Source organism: Ochrobactrum sp. MYb379 (assembly GCF_037479515.1).
GTDB lineage: Bacteria > Pseudomonadota > Alphaproteobacteria > Rhizobiales > Rhizobiaceae > Brucella.
On the sequence record NZ_JBBGYW010000006.1, the window covers coordinates 137,571 to 155,902 of the forward strand.

Here is an 18,332-nt window from a genome sequence, read left to right on the forward strand (position 1 = left end):
TACCCAACTTGAAGCCATTTTTAGCAGCTAGTTTACTAAACCAGTTCGTGCTCATCAGAGAAGTGTGAAACTGGCACGACATTTGCTTTGTATGTTTCAGATGTAACGGCAGCCTCCAAAGCCGTCGTTAGACAGTTAATGATTTGATATAAAGAGACTAGGCGATGACCAAATATAAGCTCGAATACATATGGCTCGACGGCTTTACTCCGACACCTGGCTTGCGTGGCAAAACACAGGTGAAGGAATATGATGCGTTTCCAACGCTTGAACAATTGCCGTTTTGGGGTTTTGATGGCTCGTCGACCATGCAGGCAGAGGGGCGCAGCTCTGATTGTGTGCTAAAGCCTGTCGCCGTTTATCCCGATCCAGCACGGTCGAACGGTGTCCTTGTCATGTGCGAAGTCATGATGCCAGATGGCGTTACACCGCACGTTTCCAACAGTCGCGCGACAATTCTCGAAGATGAAGACGCATGGTTCGGTTTCGAACAGGAGTATTTTTTCTACCAGAACGGTCGCCCTCTTGGATTTCCTGAACAAGGTTATCCTGCTCCACAAGGGCCATACTATTGTGGTGTAGGATCCAACAGTGTTGGACCAATCGCGCGCCAGATCGTCGAAGAGCATTTAGATCTTTGCCTGGCCGCTGGGATTAATCATGAAGGCATCAATGCCGAAGTGGCTAAGGGTCAGTGGGAGTTTCAGATTTTTGGCAAGGGCTCGAAAAATGCGGCTGACCAGATGTGGATGGCTCGCTATTTGTTACAGCGTCTGACCGAGAAGTATGGCATCGATATTGAATACCACTGTAAGCCGCTCGGTGATACGGATTGGAATGGTTCGGGTATGCATTGCAACTTCTCAACGCAGCACATGCGTGAAGTTGGTGGCAAAGATTATTTTGAAGCCTTAATGAAGCAGTTCGAAAAAAACCTTAATGAGCATATTGAGGTTTATGGCCCGGATAATCACATGCGACTTACCGGCAAACACGAAACAGCTCCGTGGAATAAGTTTTCCTACGGCGTTGCAGATCGCGGCGCATCTATCCGTGTTCCTCACTCCTTTGTTAAGAACGATTATAGAGGTTATCTGGAGGACCGTCGCCCAAATTCACAGGGTTGCCCGTATCAGATAGCTTCGCAGGTTCTCAAAACTATTTCTGAAGTTCCAACACCTGAAGCTGAATCGTTGGCGGCTTAATTATATTCAATATTTTCTATGTGCATCAATGGTCAGTTGATGCACATAGTTCCGTTTCGACCGCGGCTGCATAAAAATTCACCCAGAAAGTGATAGATACACTGGTGTGAGCAGCCTTTGTTCCATCTAAAGATCTCGTCTTAAGCAGGCTTGCTCTGGTGCTGCTTTGATAGAGTGAAGCGGAAACGTTGCGTTGCGTTAGGGCAAGGAATGGCGCTGTAGTTCGTCAGCAGCGTTTCACGACAACTTTCCGAATACGAACCGTTGTGCCGCCTCGCGACGGAAGCGGTATTAAGTTATATGCAAGGCGGTATTAGAGCTGTTCCGTGATCCCGTTGCGGATGCGCTTGACGACCGTCACAATCAAAAGAAGACAAAGCACCGGCTGCACCCAGAATGTCCAATCTGGTAAAGCCCCATCAATAGCGACCCACGCGCCAAGCACGCCGAAAACTACAGCGCGGTCGCTCTTGCCCATCGGCCCATCATAACGGCGGCTTGATCCGAGTGAGGCTGCCGTCACGCCGACAAATTCACTCAGCGTGGCGATAAAGATAATCGCGAAAATCCAGAATGCGGAAAACGGTGCGATGATCGCAAAAGGTGCATAGAGCGCGGCATCAGAAATCACGTCGCCAATCTCGTTGAGATAAGCACCGAGCGTGGATTTTTGCACATGCTCGCGTGCCAGCATTCCATCAACCGCATTGAGCGCCATGCGCAGAAATAGCCAGACTGGCACCAGCGCGAACCAAATCGCATGTCCGATCAGCCCAAGAAAAGCACCAAGAACAATCGAAACCAGTGCAGCTGCAATCGTGACCTGATTGGCCGTCACACCCTGCTCTGCAAGCCGCACTACAAGCGGTCGCAACAAGTTCTGAAAGCGGGATTTCAATTGGTAGACAGACATAAGAAACCTTCGGAAATGAGGATTAATTAGAAATCAGCTATTTGCGACCAGCTTTAGCTCGTTTATTCAAATATTCTATTCTACTCAATAATTATTGGGGAGAATAAGTTAGAGGACTTGCTGAGAGGAGTGGGAATGAACCAGCGTGCAGGACTGACGGGGCATGAGGCAGCATCACATCGTGAGGCGCAGGAATCCCATTTCGTCACCCATGACGGCACTTCGCTGTTTTATCGTTTCTGGCCTGCGCTGTCTGAAAAGCCCAAAGGCGTGATTGTGCTGCTGCATCGCGGGCACGAGCATAGCGGAAGAGTGAAACATCTTGTTGATGAGCTTGGCCTTGATGATTACGCTTTCTATGCCTGGGATGCACGCGGCCACGGAAACTCGCCAGGCGTGCGCGGCTTTTCACCGTCCTTCGGTGCGTCGGTCCGCGATCTCGATAGTTTTGTTGCCTATATTCGTAATGAAACCGGCGTAAGAAACGAAGATCTGGCGTTGATTGCGCAGAGCGTTGGCGCGGTTCTTGCAGCCACATGGGTGCATGACTATGCGCCCAATATCCGTGCGCTTGTCATGGCGTCGCCAGCCTTCGACATCAAGCTTTATGTGCCTTTCGCCAAAGAGGGCATCGCGCTCTGGCAGAAACTCAAAGGCACATTCATCGTCAATTCGTACGTCAAACCGCAGTTTTTGACCCATGATCGGGAGCGGATTGAATCCTATCGCACTGATCCGCTGATTACCCGGCCCATCGCCTCGCATATTCTGCTTCAGCTTAATGAGGCGGCAAAGCGCGTGGTGGACGATGCGCGGGCGATTACAGTTCCGACACAACTTCTCATTTCTGGCAGCGATTTTGTCGTGCGGCCAACGCCGCAGCATCGCTTTTTTGAAAACCTCGGCAGCCGCATCAAAGAGCGCCATGTGCTCAAAGGCTTTTATCATGACACGCTGGGCGAACGCGACCGCAAATCAGCGCTCGCGCTGATCCATGATTTCATCGAGGCGCGTTTTGCAGAGGCGCCACAGCGCGCTGATCTGACGGATGCGCATATTGTAGGCCACACCCGCGACGAGGCCGACAAATTATCCAGCCCGCTGCCGCTGCTTTCACCACGCGGGTTTTACTGGGCATCAACGCGCGCCTCCATTGGCTTTGGCTCACTCTTGTCGAAGGGCCTGAGCGTCGGTCGCCGCACCGGTTTTGATTCCGGTTCCACGCTCGATTATATCTATGAAAACGAAGCGCGTGGCTTAGGCCCCGGCGGCAAACTCATCGATAAACAGTTTCTGGAAGCCATTGGCTGGCGCGGCATTCGCCAGCGCAAGGTGCATCTTGAGGAACTGATCCGACATGCGATCCGGCGGCTCGAAAGCGAAGGTCGATCAACCAATATCCTCGACATTGCCTGCGGTCATGGCCGCTATGTGATAGATGCAGTGGTGCGTGCCGGCGAATTGCCGAACAGCATTCATCTGCGTGATTACTCCCCGATCAATGTGCTGGCCGGGCGCAAGCTCATCAAAGAACGCGGACTTGAGGCCATCGCTCATATGGAAGAAGGCGACGCTTTTGACAACGAAAGCCTTGCAAGCATTGCGCCGCAACCAGATCTTGCAATTGTTTCGGGGCTTTATGAGCTTTTTGCGGATAATACGCTGATCAACCGTTCGCTTTCGGGTCTCGCCCGAGTGCAGAAGCCGGGCTCACTGCTTATTTACACCAACCAGCCATGGCATCCGCAGCTTGAAATGATCGCGCGCGCGCTGACGTCACATCGCGGCGGACAGGCATGGGTCATGCGTCGCCGCACGCAGGGCGAAATGGATCAGCTTGTTGAAAAGGCAGGCTATCGCAAGATCGAACAGCGCATTGATCAATGGGGCATTTTCACTGTATCGATCGCCGAACGCACCGGAGACAACGCAGCGTGATCACACGACTGGCAGACCATGATGGTCTCTCTCGGCGGGCTGTCATCCGCCGTTCAATCCTCTGGCTGTTGTTTCTCGGCCCCTTTTTCTATCTGACCTATGGCACCGCCAACTGGCTCGCATCACTCCATGAAGATGTGCCAAACCTCGCTTTCAACTGGGAAGGCCATGTTCCTTTTATCGCGTGGAGCATCATTCCCTATTGGTCAGTCAATCTTTTTTATGCAATTGCGCTGTTCATCAATGACAGCCCGGAACAGGTAGACCGGCTGGCAAAGCGTTATTTCACAGCACAGATCATCGCCGTTCTTTGCTTTGTTGCCTTTCCGCTGACCGCCACGTTTGTGAAGCCTGAAACATCCGGACTTCCTGGCTTAATGTTCGATGTGCTTGGCGGGTTTGACAAACCGTTCAATCAGGCACCCTCGTTGCATATTGCGCTGCTGATTATCATCTGGGATCAGATACGCCGTGTGATGGGCTTTGGCCTGCGTGTGATCTGGCATGTCTGGTGTCTGCTGATTGGACTATCGGTGCTCACCACCTATCAGCATCACGCGGTTGATATTCCCGCAGGCGCTTTGCTCGGGCTGTTTGCTCTGTGGCTTTTCCCAAGCAATACGCCATCGCCTTTGGCAGATTTTCAGCTCACATTAGACCCGAAATCCCGGCGTATCGGCTTGTATTATCTTGCGGGGGCATCAGTTTTTCTTGCGCTGGGCGTCCATGGCCTCTGCATAACTGGCTATGCCATTTTCTGGCTCTGGCCTGCAACCGCACTTGCAATCGTGGCGCTCGGCTATTTCGGTGCGGGTTCTGGCATTTTTGAGAAACAAACTAACGGCTCGGTCAGTTTTGCCAGCCGCCTTTTGCTCTGGCCTTACCGCTTCTTTGCCCGGCTGAATATCCGCTTGTGGACGCGCAAATTTCCAGCCCATGTCGAACTAGGCAACAATGTTTTTCTCGGACGCTTCCCCAAGGCTAAAGACCTGCAATTTTTCTCGACCGTTATTGATCTCGCATCCGAAATGGTGCCACCCGCGCACTCTATCGATTGGAAAAGCTACGGTACGATTGATCTCATCAAGCTTCCAGCAGAAAAGCTGCGGCTCGCATCGGATGCGGTCGAAGTTGCACGCCATCACGGCCCGGTACTCATTTGTTGCGCGTTGGGCTTTCAACGCAGCGCCACCGTTGCAGCCCACTGGCTTATCAACACAGGCCGCGTGAACAATCAACGCGAAGCCGAAGCGCTGATCCGCGCAAAAGGCTGGCCAGTGCATCTCCACTCGGCTGAGGTGCATCAATGAGCGCGCAGGCATCAAGCATCGCGGCAAGTTTGCAGCGCAACGCCCATCTCGGCATTGCACTGGCCGTATTGATATTGGCTATCGCGCCGTTCTTGCGTGCTGTCCATGATCTCACCTTCTGGCTGGTGTGGCCGGTTCTGCTTTTGAGCACACTGAGCGCTCTTGGAATTGCAGCGCATCTGCTTTTTGATGCCGCACTTTTCCGACTGGTTGCTGCAAATCCGGTTGAAGAGGCAGGGCTGATCGAACTTGATAAGGTTCTTGAGAAAATGGGTTTGCGAGAAGCTATCGGCCCCACCCGTTTTCTTTCTGAGCGCATCGCCGGTTCTAGGCGCATCATCATGCGGCTGCGGCTTTTTCTGATACTGGCAATCGTGCTGTTCTTTCTTCTGGCCTTCGTGCCACATGGTCAGGGACTTTGATATGCGGGAACTGATCCGCCATCAGGTGCAATCGATTTTTGGCTCGTTGCTCGCGATCCTGTCGCGCGGGATTACCGGCGTGCGGCCAATCTGGAGCGGCTCCGGCCCCTCGCGCAACCAGCGCATCTATTTTGCCAACCACACCAGCCATGGTGATTTCATTCTGCTTTCCTCCTGTCTTAACCAGGAAGAGCGCGCCCGGACCCGTGCTGTCGCTGGTGCCGATTACTGGCGCGGCAATGCCGTGCGCCAGTTCATGGCTGAAGTGCTGCTGCGCACCGTGCTTGTCGAACGCAACTGGGTAGAACGCACGCAAGACCCGATGGAAGTGATGTTGAAAGCGCTTGCCGATGGTCATTCACTCATCATTTTTCCCGAAGGCACACGCAATATGAGTGATGAAGCGCTGTTGCGTTTTCGCTCCGGCATCTACAATCTTGCGCTGGCGCGACCGGATGTCGAACTGGTGCCATGCTGGATTGAAAACATGTCACGTGTGCTGCCAAAAGGCGCAATGCTGCCTGTGCCGCTGCTTTGCCGCGTCATTTTCGGTGCGCCGATTAAACTCGATATGGGCGAAGATCGCAGGGATTTCTTGACCCGCGCCCGCCAAAGCCTTCTCGATATTCAGCCTCAGAATGGTAATCTCCCATGAGCGAAACAACCCAGCTTTTCCTTGGCCTCATGGGCGTTCTGGTAACAGCCAGCACTGTTGCCGGTGTATTGTCGTGGCGCGCACCAAAGCCGCTTTCATCCACACTGATTAACCTCAATGCCCGCATCAAAGCATGGTGGATCATGGTCGGCGCCATGTGCATCGCCTTCCTGTTCGGCAAAGGCGGCGTGATCGTGCTGTTTGCGCTCATTTCTTTCGCATCCTTGCGCGAATATGCAACGCTGACACAAACCCGCCGCGCTGATCACCGTGTCTTGCTCGGCATGTTTCTGCTGGTCATTCCGGTACAGTATTATCTGATCTGGACCGACTGGTATGGCCTCTATTCCATCTTCATCCCGGTCTATTGCTTCCTCGCCATGCCGGTGCTGACCGCTCTTTCCGGAGATACATCGCGCTTTCTCGAACGCATCAGCGAGCAGCAATGGGGAATCATGCTCTCGGTCTATTGCATCAGCCATGTGCCTGCGCTGATGACGCTGGATATTCCCGGCTATGAAGGAAAAGAACTACTGCTCATTGCATTTTTGGTTGCAACTGTTCAGGGCAGCGACGTGTTGCAATATATATTCGGCAAGCTATTCGGCAAACACCGCATTGCTCCCAATATCTCCCCGTCCAAGACATGGGAAGGGTTTGTCGGTGGGATAGCCGCCGCCTCGCTGCTGGGTGCTGGGCTTGCATGGCTTACACCTTTTTCGCCCGTTCAGGCGGGTGCGCTTGCCGCAGCTGTCTGCATTATGGGCTTTTTTGGCGGGCTCGTCGCATCGGCCATCAAGCGTGATCGCGGGGTAAAAGATTGGGGCCATATGATTGAAGGTCATGGCGGTATGCTCGACCGCGCTGACAGCCTTGTTTTCTCAGCGCCCGTCTTCTTTCATATCGTTCGTTATGTCTGGACCTAATAGAGTGGGGCGAGTGCTTAAAGCGGTTTTTTGAATAAGATACGCGAAAGCTATCCTAACCAGCGGCGTCCAAATTGCATGTGTATTGCACGCCTTGAGTTGTAAGGAATATCTGGTTCATATTTTCAAAAGATATTTCATATCCCTGCTCCCCCTTGAATAAATTGAGGGGGGTGGAGCTAACTCTTTCAAAAACGCGCTCTTTACTGAAAGCATTGAGTATCAAGCTATCTGGCTTATCCTGCGCAATAATAATCTCAATGGCATTATCATGGTCGCAGATATAAGAATAACGGTCTTCATCGCTATTTGCGAATGCGACACCCGGCATGAGTAACAAAAGTGCAATTATGTACTGGTGCATCATACATTACCTCAAAGTCGGACAAACGGAACCTGTTCTATATCTTCTACAACAATATCTGCATAGACGAGATAGCGTAGCGGCCCTTGCGTGACGGCATCAAAAGGGTAACACGTTGCAAGAACGAGATGCGATCCTGATGCATGAATATCAATTTGCGCCTCGTCCCAGTGCGTAATTGTCATATGAGTGGTGCGGTAGGTATATGTCTTTCCGTCATTGCGCGTAACACGGATAAGGTCTCCTTTTTCAATATCTTTCAGAAAAGCAAAGTGCGTATCACGATGCGCTGCATAGACTGCGGTTCCACGATCACCGGCCTGCGGCGTGTTCTGTAAATGGCCGGGACCAAAGGCAAGAGATTGTCCACTCACATCACGCAGAGCAATAGCGGACATTTCCAATCGTGGCGCTTCGATACGTGCAACCGGCCAGGTATCAGCCCAACTCCATGGTTTGACCTTATCGCCAGAGTTGATGCTCTGTGAAAAAGCTCGTTCCAGAAGAATTTGTGCCGCATAGGCCTTTGCATGGATCCAAAGCCCTTGGCTGAAAAGAACAAGACCAGAGATCATTATGATGATCGAAACAAGCCTTATAGGAGCGCGCAACATAGCGCGCTCTGTTAGTTTGGATTTCTGCGCCATAATCATCTTCATTGTGCGCGCTTTCTGCGAAGGGAGAACCAGAAGACCAAAAACCCAATGAAAATAATGCTTAAGCCCTGAAACATATTGAGGGTTGCTGGCGTGGCCGTCTGCGGCAAACGCATTGTTGGTGCGGGAAGATTTGGTGCGCTGATGGCAGCTTTTTCGCGAAGCTGTATTTTTTCAGCGCTGGCATCAGCGTGGTCCGTAGGGCTGCGTTCAGTGCGAATGCCAAAGAGAGAATCGAAGTCCCATCCAGCTGGCAGTTCGAGTGGAATTTCTGCACGGGTAAGCGGGGTATTTGAGGGGCGTTCTGGCGTCTTATCTACGGCCACCAGACTTGTAAGCCGTGTTACGAGATGATGTTCCAATGCGAGACTAAGGATACGTGCATCAGCTGCGCGCGGTGATAAGCGGTTCAGTTTTATGTCAACTTCTGCATCATCGATTTTTCGCCGAGCCCATATCTTAGAAATACCGTCTGCATTGCCCGCCGCATCAAGTGGCAAGGTGATCGTCCAGGGGCGGCTTCCTACATTGCCTTCAATCGTTAGTGACCCAGTTGCATGCTTTAACCGTGCAGCAATAACGAGGGGTTCGCCGTGATAGATGTCTGGAAGCATGCCAGGGGTTTGGCTGGCACCATCCTGTGAAAATTTCGCTGTCACACTCGTTACAGCCGGGCTCTGCAGCTTATCAAACAATTCACGCATACGTTGCTCCACCTCATCAGGCGAACCGATATGTGTGAAGGTACCGCGACCAAGTTCAGCGGCTTTGTTCATCAGATATGTATTGGGGGCCGATCCGATGCCGACCATGAAGAGACGTGAGCGGTCGCGACGCGATGCAATAACATCAAGCAATTGCTGTTCATTGCTGATTGCGCCATCCGTCAGGAACACGATCTGGCGCAAACCATCTTTCTTGTGGCTGTCATCAAAAGCCGCGTGCATTGCGGGCAACATTTCTGTTCCGCCGACCGCTTCGAGGCCGGCAACATACTGGCGGGCATCATCAATATTTTGCTCTGTGGCATCGACAGAATCCTCGAAGAACTTGGTAAGTGTGTTGTCAAAGCGAATTACGTTGAAACGATCTCCGGGGTTAAGTCTGGAAAGGGCATAGCGGAGACTGGTCTTGGCCTGTCTCATTGATGTGCCGCCCATTGAACCAGAATTATCGATCACGAAGATGATTTCCCGCGACTGAACCGTGTCGGGTTCAGCATGCGGTGGTATTACATATGCAAGTACATAGTCATCATCGCCAACGCGTTCGCGAAACAATCCGACGTTAGGCATATCTGTCTTCGCGGCTCGCCATTCGAGCACAAAATCACGGTCCGCTTTGGTTTCGCCATCCAGAGTGATTTTAGACGTCTGCGGGCTCTGCTGATCAATATGAACCTTATGATAAAGGCTTTTAATCTCAGTGGTAGCAAAGCCAGGTTTGAGGTTGATGCCTATTGTGACCAGATTCATGCGCTTTTCACCCGGCATAATAAGCGATGTTTTGATGGGGTTATTATCTGGACCAATGGTTGGCTGTGTTTGAGTATTCCCCCATCCGCCATCAACGTTGACGGTTTGTTCAATGGGATCAATGTTTTCTGGATTGTATCGTGGCGCAGCCACAAGTGGCAGGCGCAAGGAAAACTGATCGTCATTCAGGCGGACAGGCTGTTGATATTCGATTTGTACAACGACTTTCTCGTGAGGTCCGAGATTAGCAACCGCATTGGTAAAAACATTAGGGCGTTGTTGCTCAATGAGTGCTGCTTTTTTGCCTTCACTCTTTGCTTTTTCGTAAATTTCGCGTGCTACCTGCTTTTCCTTGATATCAGCGACAATAATTCGGTCACCAACAATCATTTTCAAAGAATAGACCGCACTATCTTCGGGCAACGGAAAAACATATAGCCCCTCTACCCAGCCGTCAGTCGGATTTTCAAAAATCTGGCTCAGACGGGCGCGAGCTGTCGGGCCGCTGACATCAATGTCGTAATCTGTTGTAAGGCGAGGTGCTTCAATATACTGGCCCTCCTTACTGCTTTGCAGCAGAAGGCTACCGCTTTGCACCGCATTCGGTGTCAGATATGCGGCCTTTTCTGCTCGGGCTGAGGCGATATTCAGGAGTGAAAGAATAACCGCCACAATCGGTAATATCAGCATATTCATCAACCAGATGGCTTTGCAGAAATGCGACAGACGCATTGATTTCTCGCTCGCGTGTAAGTGTCTGTAGGCAGGCAACATGATGCGCTCCTGTATTGATCGTTTAACTGGACGCATTCTTCGCTGTTCCGCTGATTTGGCACCAGCGTAAGCTTTGCCAAGTTTTATCCGCCGTTTGCCGCAAACCACCTTGCCGCTTGCGCCGTTGTGTGGAATTGTGAAGGAAAGTACGTATTCAGGAAGATTTCATGTCTCAGCAAGACGCTGTTTTACCCGATCAGATGAACAGCCATGTCGCTGAACGTGTACGAGAGGAGATAGCGCGTCGCAGAATTTCCCGTCAACAACTGGCAGACGAGGCGCGTATTAGCCTATCGACGCTCGAAAAAGCTCTGTCGGGTCACCGTCCATTTACACTCGCGACAATCATCCGGCTTGAGCAGGCTATGGGGCTGAAGCTGCGTGATAAGCCAGAGACGGAAAAGCCAATAATAATCCCCCCTCAGGCACATGCTCATGAAGATTTAGGGGCATATTCGCGTGCTGCGGTCTCCTGGCTGGAAGGCACATTTTTAACGCTTCGCCCTTCCTTTGGTAAGAGCAGTGATATCTTTGCTTACTGCACTGATATTGGCTGGGATTCTGAAAATACGCATTTAAAGTTTGAAGAGCGGGAACGTATCGATACGTCGTTCTCGCAACATGGACGTGTTTCCGTTCCCCATCTCTCGGGCCATGTTTACCTGGTGACTAACACATCAGGTCAGCATCGAATGGCGGTTTTATCCCGTCCCAGTATTTCAGGTGAAATGTATGGGATTCTAACGACCTTGCGGGCGGGGCAGGGAGCGCAGCTAACGCCTGTATCAGTGCCGCTGGTTCTTATACCGATGAGGGTTTTTGAAACGCCGATCTTTGGGCGCGTTTCGCCAGAAGATAAAGCTTACGATCATTATTCAGGCTTTCTTAGCAGAGCGATTGGTGACGGCTATGCAAGCTTCATCACATCACACCAAACCTGAAACTGGTTGCTCTCTCCGAACCATGGATCCCTGACCTAATAGAAAATACGGCTCTATCTTAGCGAAGTAAGTAGCCGCTCGTGTGTATATTCTCGGAAAGAAAATCTATAAAGGCACGGATACGTGCAGCGAGATAGTTGTGCCCCAAAAACACGGCATGTATCTGTTCAATATCTTCTGCGTTGAAGTCCTCAAGCACTGGAATGAGACGGCCAGCGTCAATATCGGCTTGCACATGAAACTGCCCCACTCTTCCCAGACCTGCTCCTGAAAGGCAGAGTTTGCGGATGACCATTCCACTGTTCACCAGGGCATTGCCCGTAATTGGTATGCGATAAACCTCTGATGATCCCGGATTTCGGAATGGCCATTCATTGAGGGTGCGAGCGAAGTTAAAACTGAAGCAATTGTGATGAGCAAGGTCTTGCGGCGTTAGCGGGGCTGCTTTCGATGCTAAATAGTCAGGGGATGCGACGACAACACGTCGGCTTTCAAAAATTTTTCTGGCCTTGAATGAGGAGTCGGCCATCAATCCAGAGCGTATTGCAACATCCGTGCGTTCTTCGATCAAGCCAATGATGCCGTCTGTAAGTGATAGATCGATCTGGACATCTGGATATTGTTCAAGGAAGGCCGGCAGGAGTGGCAATAATATTACCTCTCCAAACCCGACAGAAGCACTGACCCTGAGCAAACCACGAGGCGTATTATCACGCCTATTAGCGATGCTCTTTTCCGTATCATCAATGTCAGACAATATCTGTCGAGCCCGGGCCAGATAAGTTTCTCCCTCTGGAGTCAATGTCATCATTCGTGTCGATCGATGCAATAACCGTACTCCGAGACGATCCTCAATACGCGTAACAATTTTGCTCACCGCAGAGGGGGACATGTTCAGCCGTCTGCCCGCAGCTGAGAAGCTTTGCAGTTCCGAGGCGACAACAAACACCTCCATTTCCCCGGTACGATTATCCATTGGTGCTACCTGTGAATTTTTTTCATAAATATTAATCCAACAATGCGGATTATCAATCAAGTCCTCCAGGACCATATTCCGGCCAACTGGAACCCTCAGATAAATAAGCCGATAGCGATCTCAAAATCGCCATCGACGAAGGAATGGTCATGCCATTAGCTATCTTTGCTCTAACAATCGCAGCCTATGCGATTGGAACTACAGAATTTGTAATTGTTGGCCTCTTACCCACTGTTGCGAGTGATCTGCATATTACATTGCCATTGGCAGGTTTAATCGTCAGCGTATATGCACTGGGCGTTACGTTTGGTGCACCCGTTCTGACCGCACTCACCGGACGCGTCGAGAGAAAGCCCTTACTGCTCGGGCTGATGGCGCTTTTTATTGTCGGAAATGCAGTAGCAGCAGTTTCACCAAACTACACGTTGCTCCTTGTTGCCAGAGTATTGGCCGCATTTGCACACGGTGTCTTCTTCTCAGTTGGTGCAACCATTGCAGCTGATCTCGTACCGCAAGATCGTCGCGGGTCTGCGATTGCCATGATGTTCATGGGGCTTACAGTAGCAATCGTTACTGGCGTTCCTCTTGGCACTTACATCGGTCAGGTGTTTGGTTGGCGCGCGACATTCTGGGCTGTTGCTGCCCTTGGTATTGTCGCTTTTTTGGCAATCCTGACACTTCTTCCTAACAACTTGAAAAAAGCTGCTCCGGCTAATATTCTTGATCAATTGAAAGTGTTAAGCTCAGGAAGGCTGCTCATCGTATTCGCAATGACGGCATTGGGCTATGGCGGAACCTTTGTTGCCTTTACCTATCTCGCACCGATACTCCAGCAGATAACTGGATTTTCTGAGAAAAGTGTAAGCCTCGTATTGGTGCTATACGGCTTAGCAATTGCTTTAGGCAACATTGCCGGGGGGCGGATTGCCAACAAGAACCCTGTGAAAGCCCTGATAGGTCTCTTTGCCTTACAAGCTCTCGTGTTGATCATGTTGACATTTACTGCCGTATCTCCGTTGCCTGCAATTCTAACACTCGCTTTGCTGGGGTTTCTCCAGTTCGGCAATGTGCCGGGACTTCAACTTTATGTCGTTAAACTTGCTCAGGAACACCGCCCCGGTGCTGTAGATGTTGCCTCCGCATTAAACATCGCTGCTTTTAACCTTGGTATTGCCATTGGAGCCTGGCTTGGTGGCCTCGTTGTGGAATCATCGCTAGGCCTCGGATCGACACCTTGGGTTGGTGCCGTTCTGGTGACTATCGCTTTAATCCTGACTATTTGGAGTTCCTTTCTCGATCGGAACGCCATTCGCACCCAAGCAATATTCAGGACTTCTTCGCAGTGAGAGAGCAAACCACAGTTTTTGACTTTTTTTGGAAGAGTTAACTTCGCACCCAGACAGACGACTCGGGTTCTGTAATATTGCTCAGGGGTGAACCGATACTTCCTGAGAAGCCCCTAAAGCGCTGATGGCTGTGAGTAAGGTGGGCCTGCATGGCTGCGCGGGTCTGCTGTGCATGGCGTGCGCCGATTGTTTCAAAAATGGCGCGATGTTCTATAACCGTGTTTTGTATATATTCCGGCGTGATCAGAGCGGGATTAAAATTGCGTGAAAATGCGGGCTGCGGCAGCATTTTCACGCTCATCCAACGCCGCTTCGTCATCATGCGAGCTCTCGAACTGTTTTAGAGCCTCCCACATTTTAGCTTCCTGCGCCCATGATATGCGTTGTGCTGCCGGTCCCGCCGTATAACCTCAAATGCCATTCGCGATTCCAGAAGGTCCATAAAAGGCCGGGCGGCTCCATAATGGTGGCGGCTTCGCCGGGTGCTACATTAGCTTTGTCCTGATCACGAACAAGGGTAACGGTACAAGTCCGGTGCGCCGAGTGGCTAGGTATCTACATCGATTATCGTGCAGGCCGGATAATGCGCCATGTATCGGTCCATGCGTTTATCCGCACAGCACCTTTATCAATTCTCATTAGCAATCAACGGCGTGGTTTTCATTCGTTTCACACCATGTTTCGGAGCTGTTGTGACGCTAATGATCTGTTGCTGCGGATTTAAAGGATCCTTTTTGGACCGCATTCTGGCTCACCGCTTCGCTCTACATGCCGATTTCGTCAGCGCTATAGCCACTGACGAATGTCAGCCTCAATTGTTCCACTTGTTTAGCAATTTGTTTCTCTACGACATGAAACGACAAAACGTCAGGTGCTTAATGACTGACGATTATTAGCCTATAAATTTTATAGGATTTAATTGTTGAAAGCGCATCATGACTATAACGCCACGAGAACAGGAGTTCTGGCTGCAAGCCGGCGAGGGCGCTCATAGCGAGCAGGCTCCTCGGGACGTTTTGCTAAAGCTGCCGCGTCGTAGGCGTGATATTCGCCCATCTTTTATCCTGCAAAGGCTTGGTGCGACGGTAATTTCTGTTCTCGGTTCAGTGTCACTGGTTTTCTTCCTGATTTTTGCAACTGGCAGCCCGGCAACTTTGCTTGCGGGCGGGCAGGCGACAAAGGAAGAAGTCGCAGCGCTGAATGCAAGCTATGGGTTTGATCGCCCTGTGATCGAGCAATATGGGCAATTTTTATTTAAAAGCCTGCGTGGCGAGTTTCCAAAATCATTGCGTTTTGACATCCCTGCTGTTGATGTTCTGGCACCGGCCATACCGCTGACGCTCGTGTTGGTTTTGACGGCGCTTTTGATCGGTTCTGCAATAGGGTTGTTCGCTGGTTATCTGTCGGCCACGTCATCAAACCGATTTCTTCGTGAAGGCCCGCTGGCACTTTTAACGGTTGTGCAGTCCACGCCTGTTTTTGTAACCGGCATCCTCGCGGTTCTGTTCTTCTCTTTGACGCTCGGCTGGCTCCCAACGGGAGGAAGTGGCAGCTTAAGGCATCTCGTTTTGCCTGCTTTGACTCTGTCTTTGTTGATCGCTCCGCCTGTAGCACGGCTGTTTCGCACCAGTCTTAAACAGCAGCAGGGTGCAGACCATGTCCGCACGGCTTTATCGAAACAGATTTCGCTCGGTCGTGTGCGTTTCAGGCACATCGCTATCAATGCCCTCGTTCCTGTGATTGCCCTCTTGGGTACGCAAACGGGAACCTTGTTGGGCGGAGCTGTTCTGACAGAAACAGTCTTTGGCTGGCCGGGTGTTGGCACGGTTCTGGTCAGCGCCGTTGGCATGAAAGATTATCCGGTCATTCTGGCGGCGATTGTCCTGATCGCCCTGACTGTCAGTCTTTGCAATCTACTCGCCGATCTTTTTATCGCTGTTGTTGATCCACGAAGTGCGGTGACAAAATGAGTGAAATTTCTAATCAGGATTTTATTGAACTCTCTCGCGAAACTCCAAAGCCAAAGCTGGCTTTGAGAGGTAAGATTGGCTTTCTGATCATCCTGCTCTGGTTGGTGGCTGCCACTTTTGCACCGTTGTTTGCACCTTATGAGCCCAACTCAAGTGATCTGACGGCGTTTCTGCAAGAGCCGTCATGGAATAGCGGACATTGGCTCGGCACTGATGATCTAGGTCGAGATATTTTAAGCCGGGTTTTTTACGGCGCACGACCTGTTCTGCTCGTTGCAACCATTGCAACGCTTCTTTCCGCTTTGATCGGAAGTCTGCTGGGTATTGTTGCAGGATTGAGCAATCGTTTGCTTGACCAGATCATTGCCCGGATCGCCGAAATTCAGCTGACAATTCCTGGTCTGGTTCTAGCACTTCTTGCACTGGCATTATTTGGTTCAAGGCTTGAGAACCTGATCCTTATTCTGGCGCTTGAAAGCTGGCCCCTGCATTTCCGTGTCGCGCGCTCCTATACGTTGAATGCGCGCAATCAGGGCTATATGGAAGCCGCATGGCTGGCAGGTGTTCCGCTGTGGAAGTCCGTTCTTCGCCATATCGTACCGGGGCTGTTGCCGCTGCTGATTGCAACCTCAACAATAAGTGCTGCCTTCATTATCATGACAGAAGCCGGTCTCAGCTTCATTGGCTTGGGTATCCAGCCGCCAACCGCCGATTGGGGCCTCATGATCGCTCAGGGAAAATCGCAGCTCGGTGCCGCCTGGTGGCTGTCAGTGATGCCTGCTCTTGCTCTGCTCAGCCTTCTTTTTGGTGTGCAGCTTTTGGGTGATGCCCTTTCGAGCAGGCTTTCCGCGCGCGAAACAGGAGAGCCAGCATGACAATTATCAATACGCTTCTGTCCGTTGAAGGGCTGGTTGTCAGATCAAATGAAACGGTGCTTGCGGGCCCGGTGTCATTTACGCTGAAACAAGGCGAAACGCTTGGAATTGTCGGTGAATCCGGTTCCGGTAAAACACTCACAGCAATGGCCGTTGCAGGTCTTCTGCCCCAAAGCCTTCGTGCTGATGGTCAGGTCTATCTCGATGGAAGACCACTCGCATTTTGCATATCTGGCCACGGTCGTGACTTCAGAACGTCACAGATTGGTGTGGTTTTTCAGAACCCGACAACAGCGCTTAATCCGCGGTTGAGCGTTGGTGCTCAGCTGTTTGAAGCCTTATCGCCTGCCATGCGCCGCGATAAGGCAAAGGCTGCGACTATCTGCCTGCGCCTTTTGGAAGAGGTGGGCATCCATGAGCCGGTAAAGAAGCTGACCGCGTGGCCACACGAACTTTCGGGCGGGCTGGCGCAACGCGTTGTCATTGCCATGGCTTTGGCACGGCAGCCGAAACTGCTCATCGCGGATGAGCCGACGACTGCACTTGATGTAACGGTGCAGGCGCAAATTCTTGATCTCATTGCCCGGCTGCAAAAACGTCATGGGTTCGGTGTTCTCCTGATTACCCACGACATGGGCGTGATCCGGGATCGAGCGGATAGTGTTGCAGTCATGGATGGCGGGGCGATTGTTGAAAGTGGCGCTACGCGCGATCTTTTTGCAAGTCCGACCAGTAGCGCGGCGCGATCACTTCTGAAAGCAAGTGAACTCACTTTTTCGGCCGAGAGCGACACACTTCACGACGCTGTTTCCCAACCTCCACTTGTTGAAGTCAAAGCTCTTCAAAAGACATTTCGCAATGGTCCGCGCGCGCTTGGCGGTGTCGATATTTCGGTGAAGGCTGGAACAACACTGGGGATTGTTGGCGAGAGTGGGTCGGGTAAGACCACGCTCGCGCGGATTATCGCCGGGCTGGAGCGCGCAGATGACGGCCATATCCTGATTGACGGTAGCGTACGACCAGCGCGAACACGTTCAGATCACGTCCAATATGTGTTTCAGGACCCGTATTCGTCTCTCGATCCACGCATAAGCATTGTGGACACAGTGGCGGAACCCTTGCTTGCCAAAGGGCTTCGCAAAGCTGAGGCCGTGAGAGTTGCGCAAGGCTTGCTTGAAGAAGTCGGCATCCATCCGTCTTTGTGGCATCGCTTGCCGGGGCGCCTATCGGGAGGACAGCGCCAGCGCGTTGGTTTCGCGCGGGCGATTGCACCCAGCCCCAAACTTCTGATCGCCGATGAGCCAGTCGCGGCACTCGATTCCACATCGCGGGAGCGCGTGCTTGCCTTGATGGAAGATATGCAGCGTCGGCGTGGCACCGCGCAACTACTCATTTCTCACGATCTATCGGTCATTGCACGGCTTTGTCGCGAAGTCGTGGTCATGCGTAATGGTGAAATCGTAGAGCGCGGCGAAACCCGCCGGATCTTTGAGGCTCCGGTTCATCCTTACACCCGACAATTGCTTGCGGCCATTCCTGGCAGAAAGTCATTTGTCGCGCCCAATCCCTGAATCTGAACACAAACA

17 protein-coding genes are annotated in these 18,332 nt (G+C 51.6%); 11 read left to right on the forward strand and 6 right to left on the reverse strand.

Annotation, left to right across the window (positions count from 1 at the left end; genetic code table 11):
- Window positions 1-164 precede the first annotated feature (164 nt).
- Complete coding sequence (locus WH356_RS14610; RefSeq protein ID WP_310014149.1) at window positions 165-1,205, forward strand: glutamine synthetase beta-grasp domain-containing protein; 1,041 nt, start codon at window positions 165-167, stop codon at window positions 1,203-1,205.
- Window positions 1,206-1,518: 313 nt separating this feature from the next.
- Here the strand turns inward: WH356_RS14610 and WH356_RS14615 are convergent, their stop codons facing one another.
- Complete coding sequence (locus WH356_RS14615; RefSeq protein WP_339512002.1) at window positions 1,519-2,118, reverse strand: CDP-alcohol phosphatidyltransferase family protein; 600 nt, start codon at window positions 2,116-2,118, stop codon at window positions 1,519-1,521.
- A gap of 135 nt (window positions 2,119-2,253) precedes the next feature.
- On the opposite strand from WH356_RS14615, the gene WH356_RS14620 reads away from it, so the two are divergent.
- Genes WH356_RS14620 through WH356_RS14640 form a run of 5 tightly spaced genes read left to right on the forward strand, consistent with a single transcriptional unit; the run spans window position 2,254 to window position 7,369 of the window.
- Window positions 2,254-4,056, forward strand: coding sequence for a bifunctional alpha/beta hydrolase/class I SAM-dependent methyltransferase (locus WH356_RS14620; protein ID WP_339512004.1), 1,803 nt, complete (start codon window positions 2,254-2,256; stop codon window positions 4,054-4,056).
- Complete coding sequence (locus WH356_RS14625) at window positions 4,053-5,366, forward strand: phosphatase PAP2/dual specificity phosphatase family protein (protein WP_339512006.1); 1,314 nt, start codon at window positions 4,053-4,055, stop codon at window positions 5,364-5,366. The genes WH356_RS14620 and WH356_RS14625 overlap by 4 nt, the downstream gene beginning before the upstream one ends.
- Window positions 5,363-5,788 carry a hypothetical protein gene (locus WH356_RS14630; protein WP_339512008.1) on the forward strand — a complete coding sequence of 142 codons (426 nt, stop codon included), beginning with the start codon at window positions 5,363-5,365 and terminating at the stop codon, window positions 5,786-5,788. The genes WH356_RS14625 and WH356_RS14630 overlap by 4 nt, the downstream gene beginning before the upstream one ends.
- Window position 5,789: 1 nt before the next feature.
- Entirely contained in the window at window positions 5,790-6,443 is a 654-nt protein-coding gene (locus WH356_RS14635) for a lysophospholipid acyltransferase family protein (RefSeq protein ID WP_339512010.1), read from the forward strand.
- A complete protein-coding gene (locus tag WH356_RS14640; RefSeq protein ID WP_339512012.1) occupies window positions 6,440-7,369 on the forward strand; it encodes a phosphatidate cytidylyltransferase in 930 nt (309 codons plus the stop codon). The genes WH356_RS14635 and WH356_RS14640 overlap by 4 nt, the downstream gene beginning before the upstream one ends.
- A gap of 55 nt (window positions 7,370-7,424) precedes the next feature.
- Here the strand turns inward: WH356_RS14640 and WH356_RS14645 are convergent, their stop codons facing one another.
- Genes WH356_RS14645 through WH356_RS14655 form a run of 3 tightly spaced genes read right to left on the reverse strand, consistent with a single transcriptional unit; the run spans window position 7,425 to window position 10,596 of the window.
- On the reverse strand, window positions 7,425-7,736 hold the full coding sequence (locus WH356_RS14645) for a hypothetical protein (protein WP_339512014.1): 312 nt from the start codon (window positions 7,734-7,736) through the stop codon (window positions 7,425-7,427).
- A gap of 8 nt (window positions 7,737-7,744) precedes the next feature.
- Entirely contained in the window at window positions 7,745-8,347 is a 603-nt protein-coding gene (locus WH356_RS14650) for a class GN sortase (protein ID WP_445253678.1), read from the reverse strand.
- Between the two features lie 41 nt (window positions 8,348-8,388).
- On the reverse strand, window positions 8,389-10,596 hold the full coding sequence (locus WH356_RS14655; protein WP_339512018.1) for a marine proteobacterial sortase target protein: 2,208 nt from the start codon (window positions 10,594-10,596) through the stop codon (window positions 8,389-8,391).
- A 209-nt stretch (window positions 10,597-10,805) separates the two neighbouring features.
- On the opposite strand from WH356_RS14655, the gene WH356_RS14660 reads away from it, so the two are divergent.
- On the forward strand, window positions 10,806-11,579 hold the full coding sequence (locus WH356_RS14660; RefSeq protein WP_339512020.1) for a helix-turn-helix domain-containing protein: 774 nt from the start codon (window positions 10,806-10,808) through the stop codon (window positions 11,577-11,579).
- Between the two features lie 58 nt (window positions 11,580-11,637).
- Here WH356_RS14660 and WH356_RS14665 read toward each other — a convergent pair whose 3' ends face one another.
- Complete coding sequence (locus tag WH356_RS14665) at window positions 11,638-12,555, reverse strand: LysR family transcriptional regulator (RefSeq protein WP_339512022.1); 918 nt, start codon at window positions 12,553-12,555, stop codon at window positions 11,638-11,640.
- A 149-nt stretch (window positions 12,556-12,704) separates the two neighbouring features.
- Between WH356_RS14665 and WH356_RS14670 the strand changes: the two genes are divergently transcribed.
- Window positions 12,705-13,901, forward strand: a complete 1,197-nt coding sequence (locus WH356_RS14670) for an MFS transporter (RefSeq protein WP_339512024.1) — start codon at window positions 12,705-12,707, stop codon at window positions 13,899-13,901.
- 37 nt (window positions 13,902-13,938) lie between these two features.
- On the opposite strand, the gene WH356_RS14675 is transcribed toward WH356_RS14670, so the two are convergent.
- On the reverse strand, window positions 13,939-14,223 hold the full coding sequence (locus tag WH356_RS14675; RefSeq protein ID WP_339512026.1) for an FCD domain-containing protein: 285 nt from the start codon (window positions 14,221-14,223) through the stop codon (window positions 13,939-13,941).
- A gap of 613 nt (window positions 14,224-14,836) precedes the next feature.
- Between WH356_RS14675 and WH356_RS14680 the strand changes: the two genes are divergently transcribed.
- From WH356_RS14680 to WH356_RS14690, 3 genes are read left to right on the forward strand one after another with little or no spacing between them, the layout of a single operon-like run.
- Window positions 14,837-15,871 (forward strand): ABC transporter permease, encoded by a 1,035-nt coding sequence (locus WH356_RS14680; RefSeq protein ID WP_339512028.1) that lies wholly within the window; start codon window positions 14,837-14,839, stop codon window positions 15,869-15,871.
- Entirely contained in the window at window positions 15,868-16,746 is an 879-nt protein-coding gene (locus tag WH356_RS14685) for an ABC transporter permease (protein ID WP_339512030.1), read from the forward strand. The genes WH356_RS14680 and WH356_RS14685 overlap by 4 nt, the downstream gene beginning before the upstream one ends.
- Window positions 16,743-18,317, forward strand: a complete 1,575-nt coding sequence (locus WH356_RS14690) for an ABC transporter ATP-binding protein (RefSeq protein ID WP_339512032.1) — start codon at window positions 16,743-16,745, stop codon at window positions 18,315-18,317. The genes WH356_RS14685 and WH356_RS14690 overlap by 4 nt, the downstream gene beginning before the upstream one ends.
- The last annotated feature ends 15 nt before the right edge of the window (window positions 18,318-18,332 follow it).

Excerpts from the sequence above, each read along its gene's own strand:
- WH356_RS14685 (WP_339512030.1), top strand. The coding sequence starts at position 15,868 with ATGAGTGAAATTTCTAATCAGGATTTTATTGAACTCTCTCGCGAAACT.
- WH356_RS14660 (WP_339512020.1), top strand. The coding sequence starts at position 10,806 with ATGTCTCAGCAAGACGCTGTTTTACCCGATCAGATGAACAGCCATGTC.
- WH356_RS14645 (WP_339512014.1), bottom strand. The coding sequence starts at position 7,736 with ATGATGCACCAGTACATAATTGCACTTTTGTTACTCATGCCGGGTGTC.
- WH356_RS14630 (WP_339512008.1), top strand. The coding sequence starts at position 5,363 with ATGAGCGCGCAGGCATCAAGCATCGCGGCAAGTTTGCAGCGCAACGCC.
- WH356_RS14680 (WP_339512028.1), top strand. The coding sequence starts at position 14,837 with ATGACTATAACGCCACGAGAACAGGAGTTCTGGCTGCAAGCCGGCGAG.
- WH356_RS14640 (WP_339512012.1), top strand. The coding sequence starts at position 6,440 with ATGAGCGAAACAACCCAGCTTTTCCTTGGCCTCATGGGCGTTCTGGTA.
- WH356_RS14615 (WP_339512002.1), bottom strand. The coding sequence starts at position 2,118 with ATGTCTGTCTACCAATTGAAATCCCGCTTTCAGAACTTGTTGCGACCG.
- WH356_RS14655 (WP_339512018.1), bottom strand. The coding sequence starts at position 10,596 with ATGCGTCTGTCGCATTTCTGCAAAGCCATCTGGTTGATGAATATGCTG.
- WH356_RS14650 (WP_445253678.1), bottom strand. The coding sequence starts at position 8,347 with ATGTTGCGCGCTCCTATAAGGCTTGTTTCGATCATCATAATGATCTCT.
- WH356_RS14670 (WP_339512024.1), top strand. The coding sequence starts at position 12,705 with ATGCCATTAGCTATCTTTGCTCTAACAATCGCAGCCTATGCGATTGGA.
- WH356_RS14610 (WP_310014149.1), top strand. The coding sequence starts at position 165 with ATGACCAAATATAAGCTCGAATACATATGGCTCGACGGCTTTACTCCG.
- WH356_RS14620 (WP_339512004.1), top strand. The coding sequence starts at position 2,254 with ATGAACCAGCGTGCAGGACTGACGGGGCATGAGGCAGCATCACATCGT.
- WH356_RS14635 (WP_339512010.1), top strand. The coding sequence starts at position 5,790 with ATGCGGGAACTGATCCGCCATCAGGTGCAATCGATTTTTGGCTCGTTG.
- WH356_RS14690 (WP_339512032.1), top strand. The coding sequence starts at position 16,743 with ATGACAATTATCAATACGCTTCTGTCCGTTGAAGGGCTGGTTGTCAGA.
- WH356_RS14665 (WP_339512022.1), bottom strand. The coding sequence starts at position 12,555 with ATGGATAATCGTACCGGGGAAATGGAGGTGTTTGTTGTCGCCTCGGAA.
- WH356_RS14675 (WP_339512026.1), bottom strand. The coding sequence starts at position 14,223 with ATGATGACGAAGCGGCGTTGGATGAGCGTGAAAATGCTGCCGCAGCCC.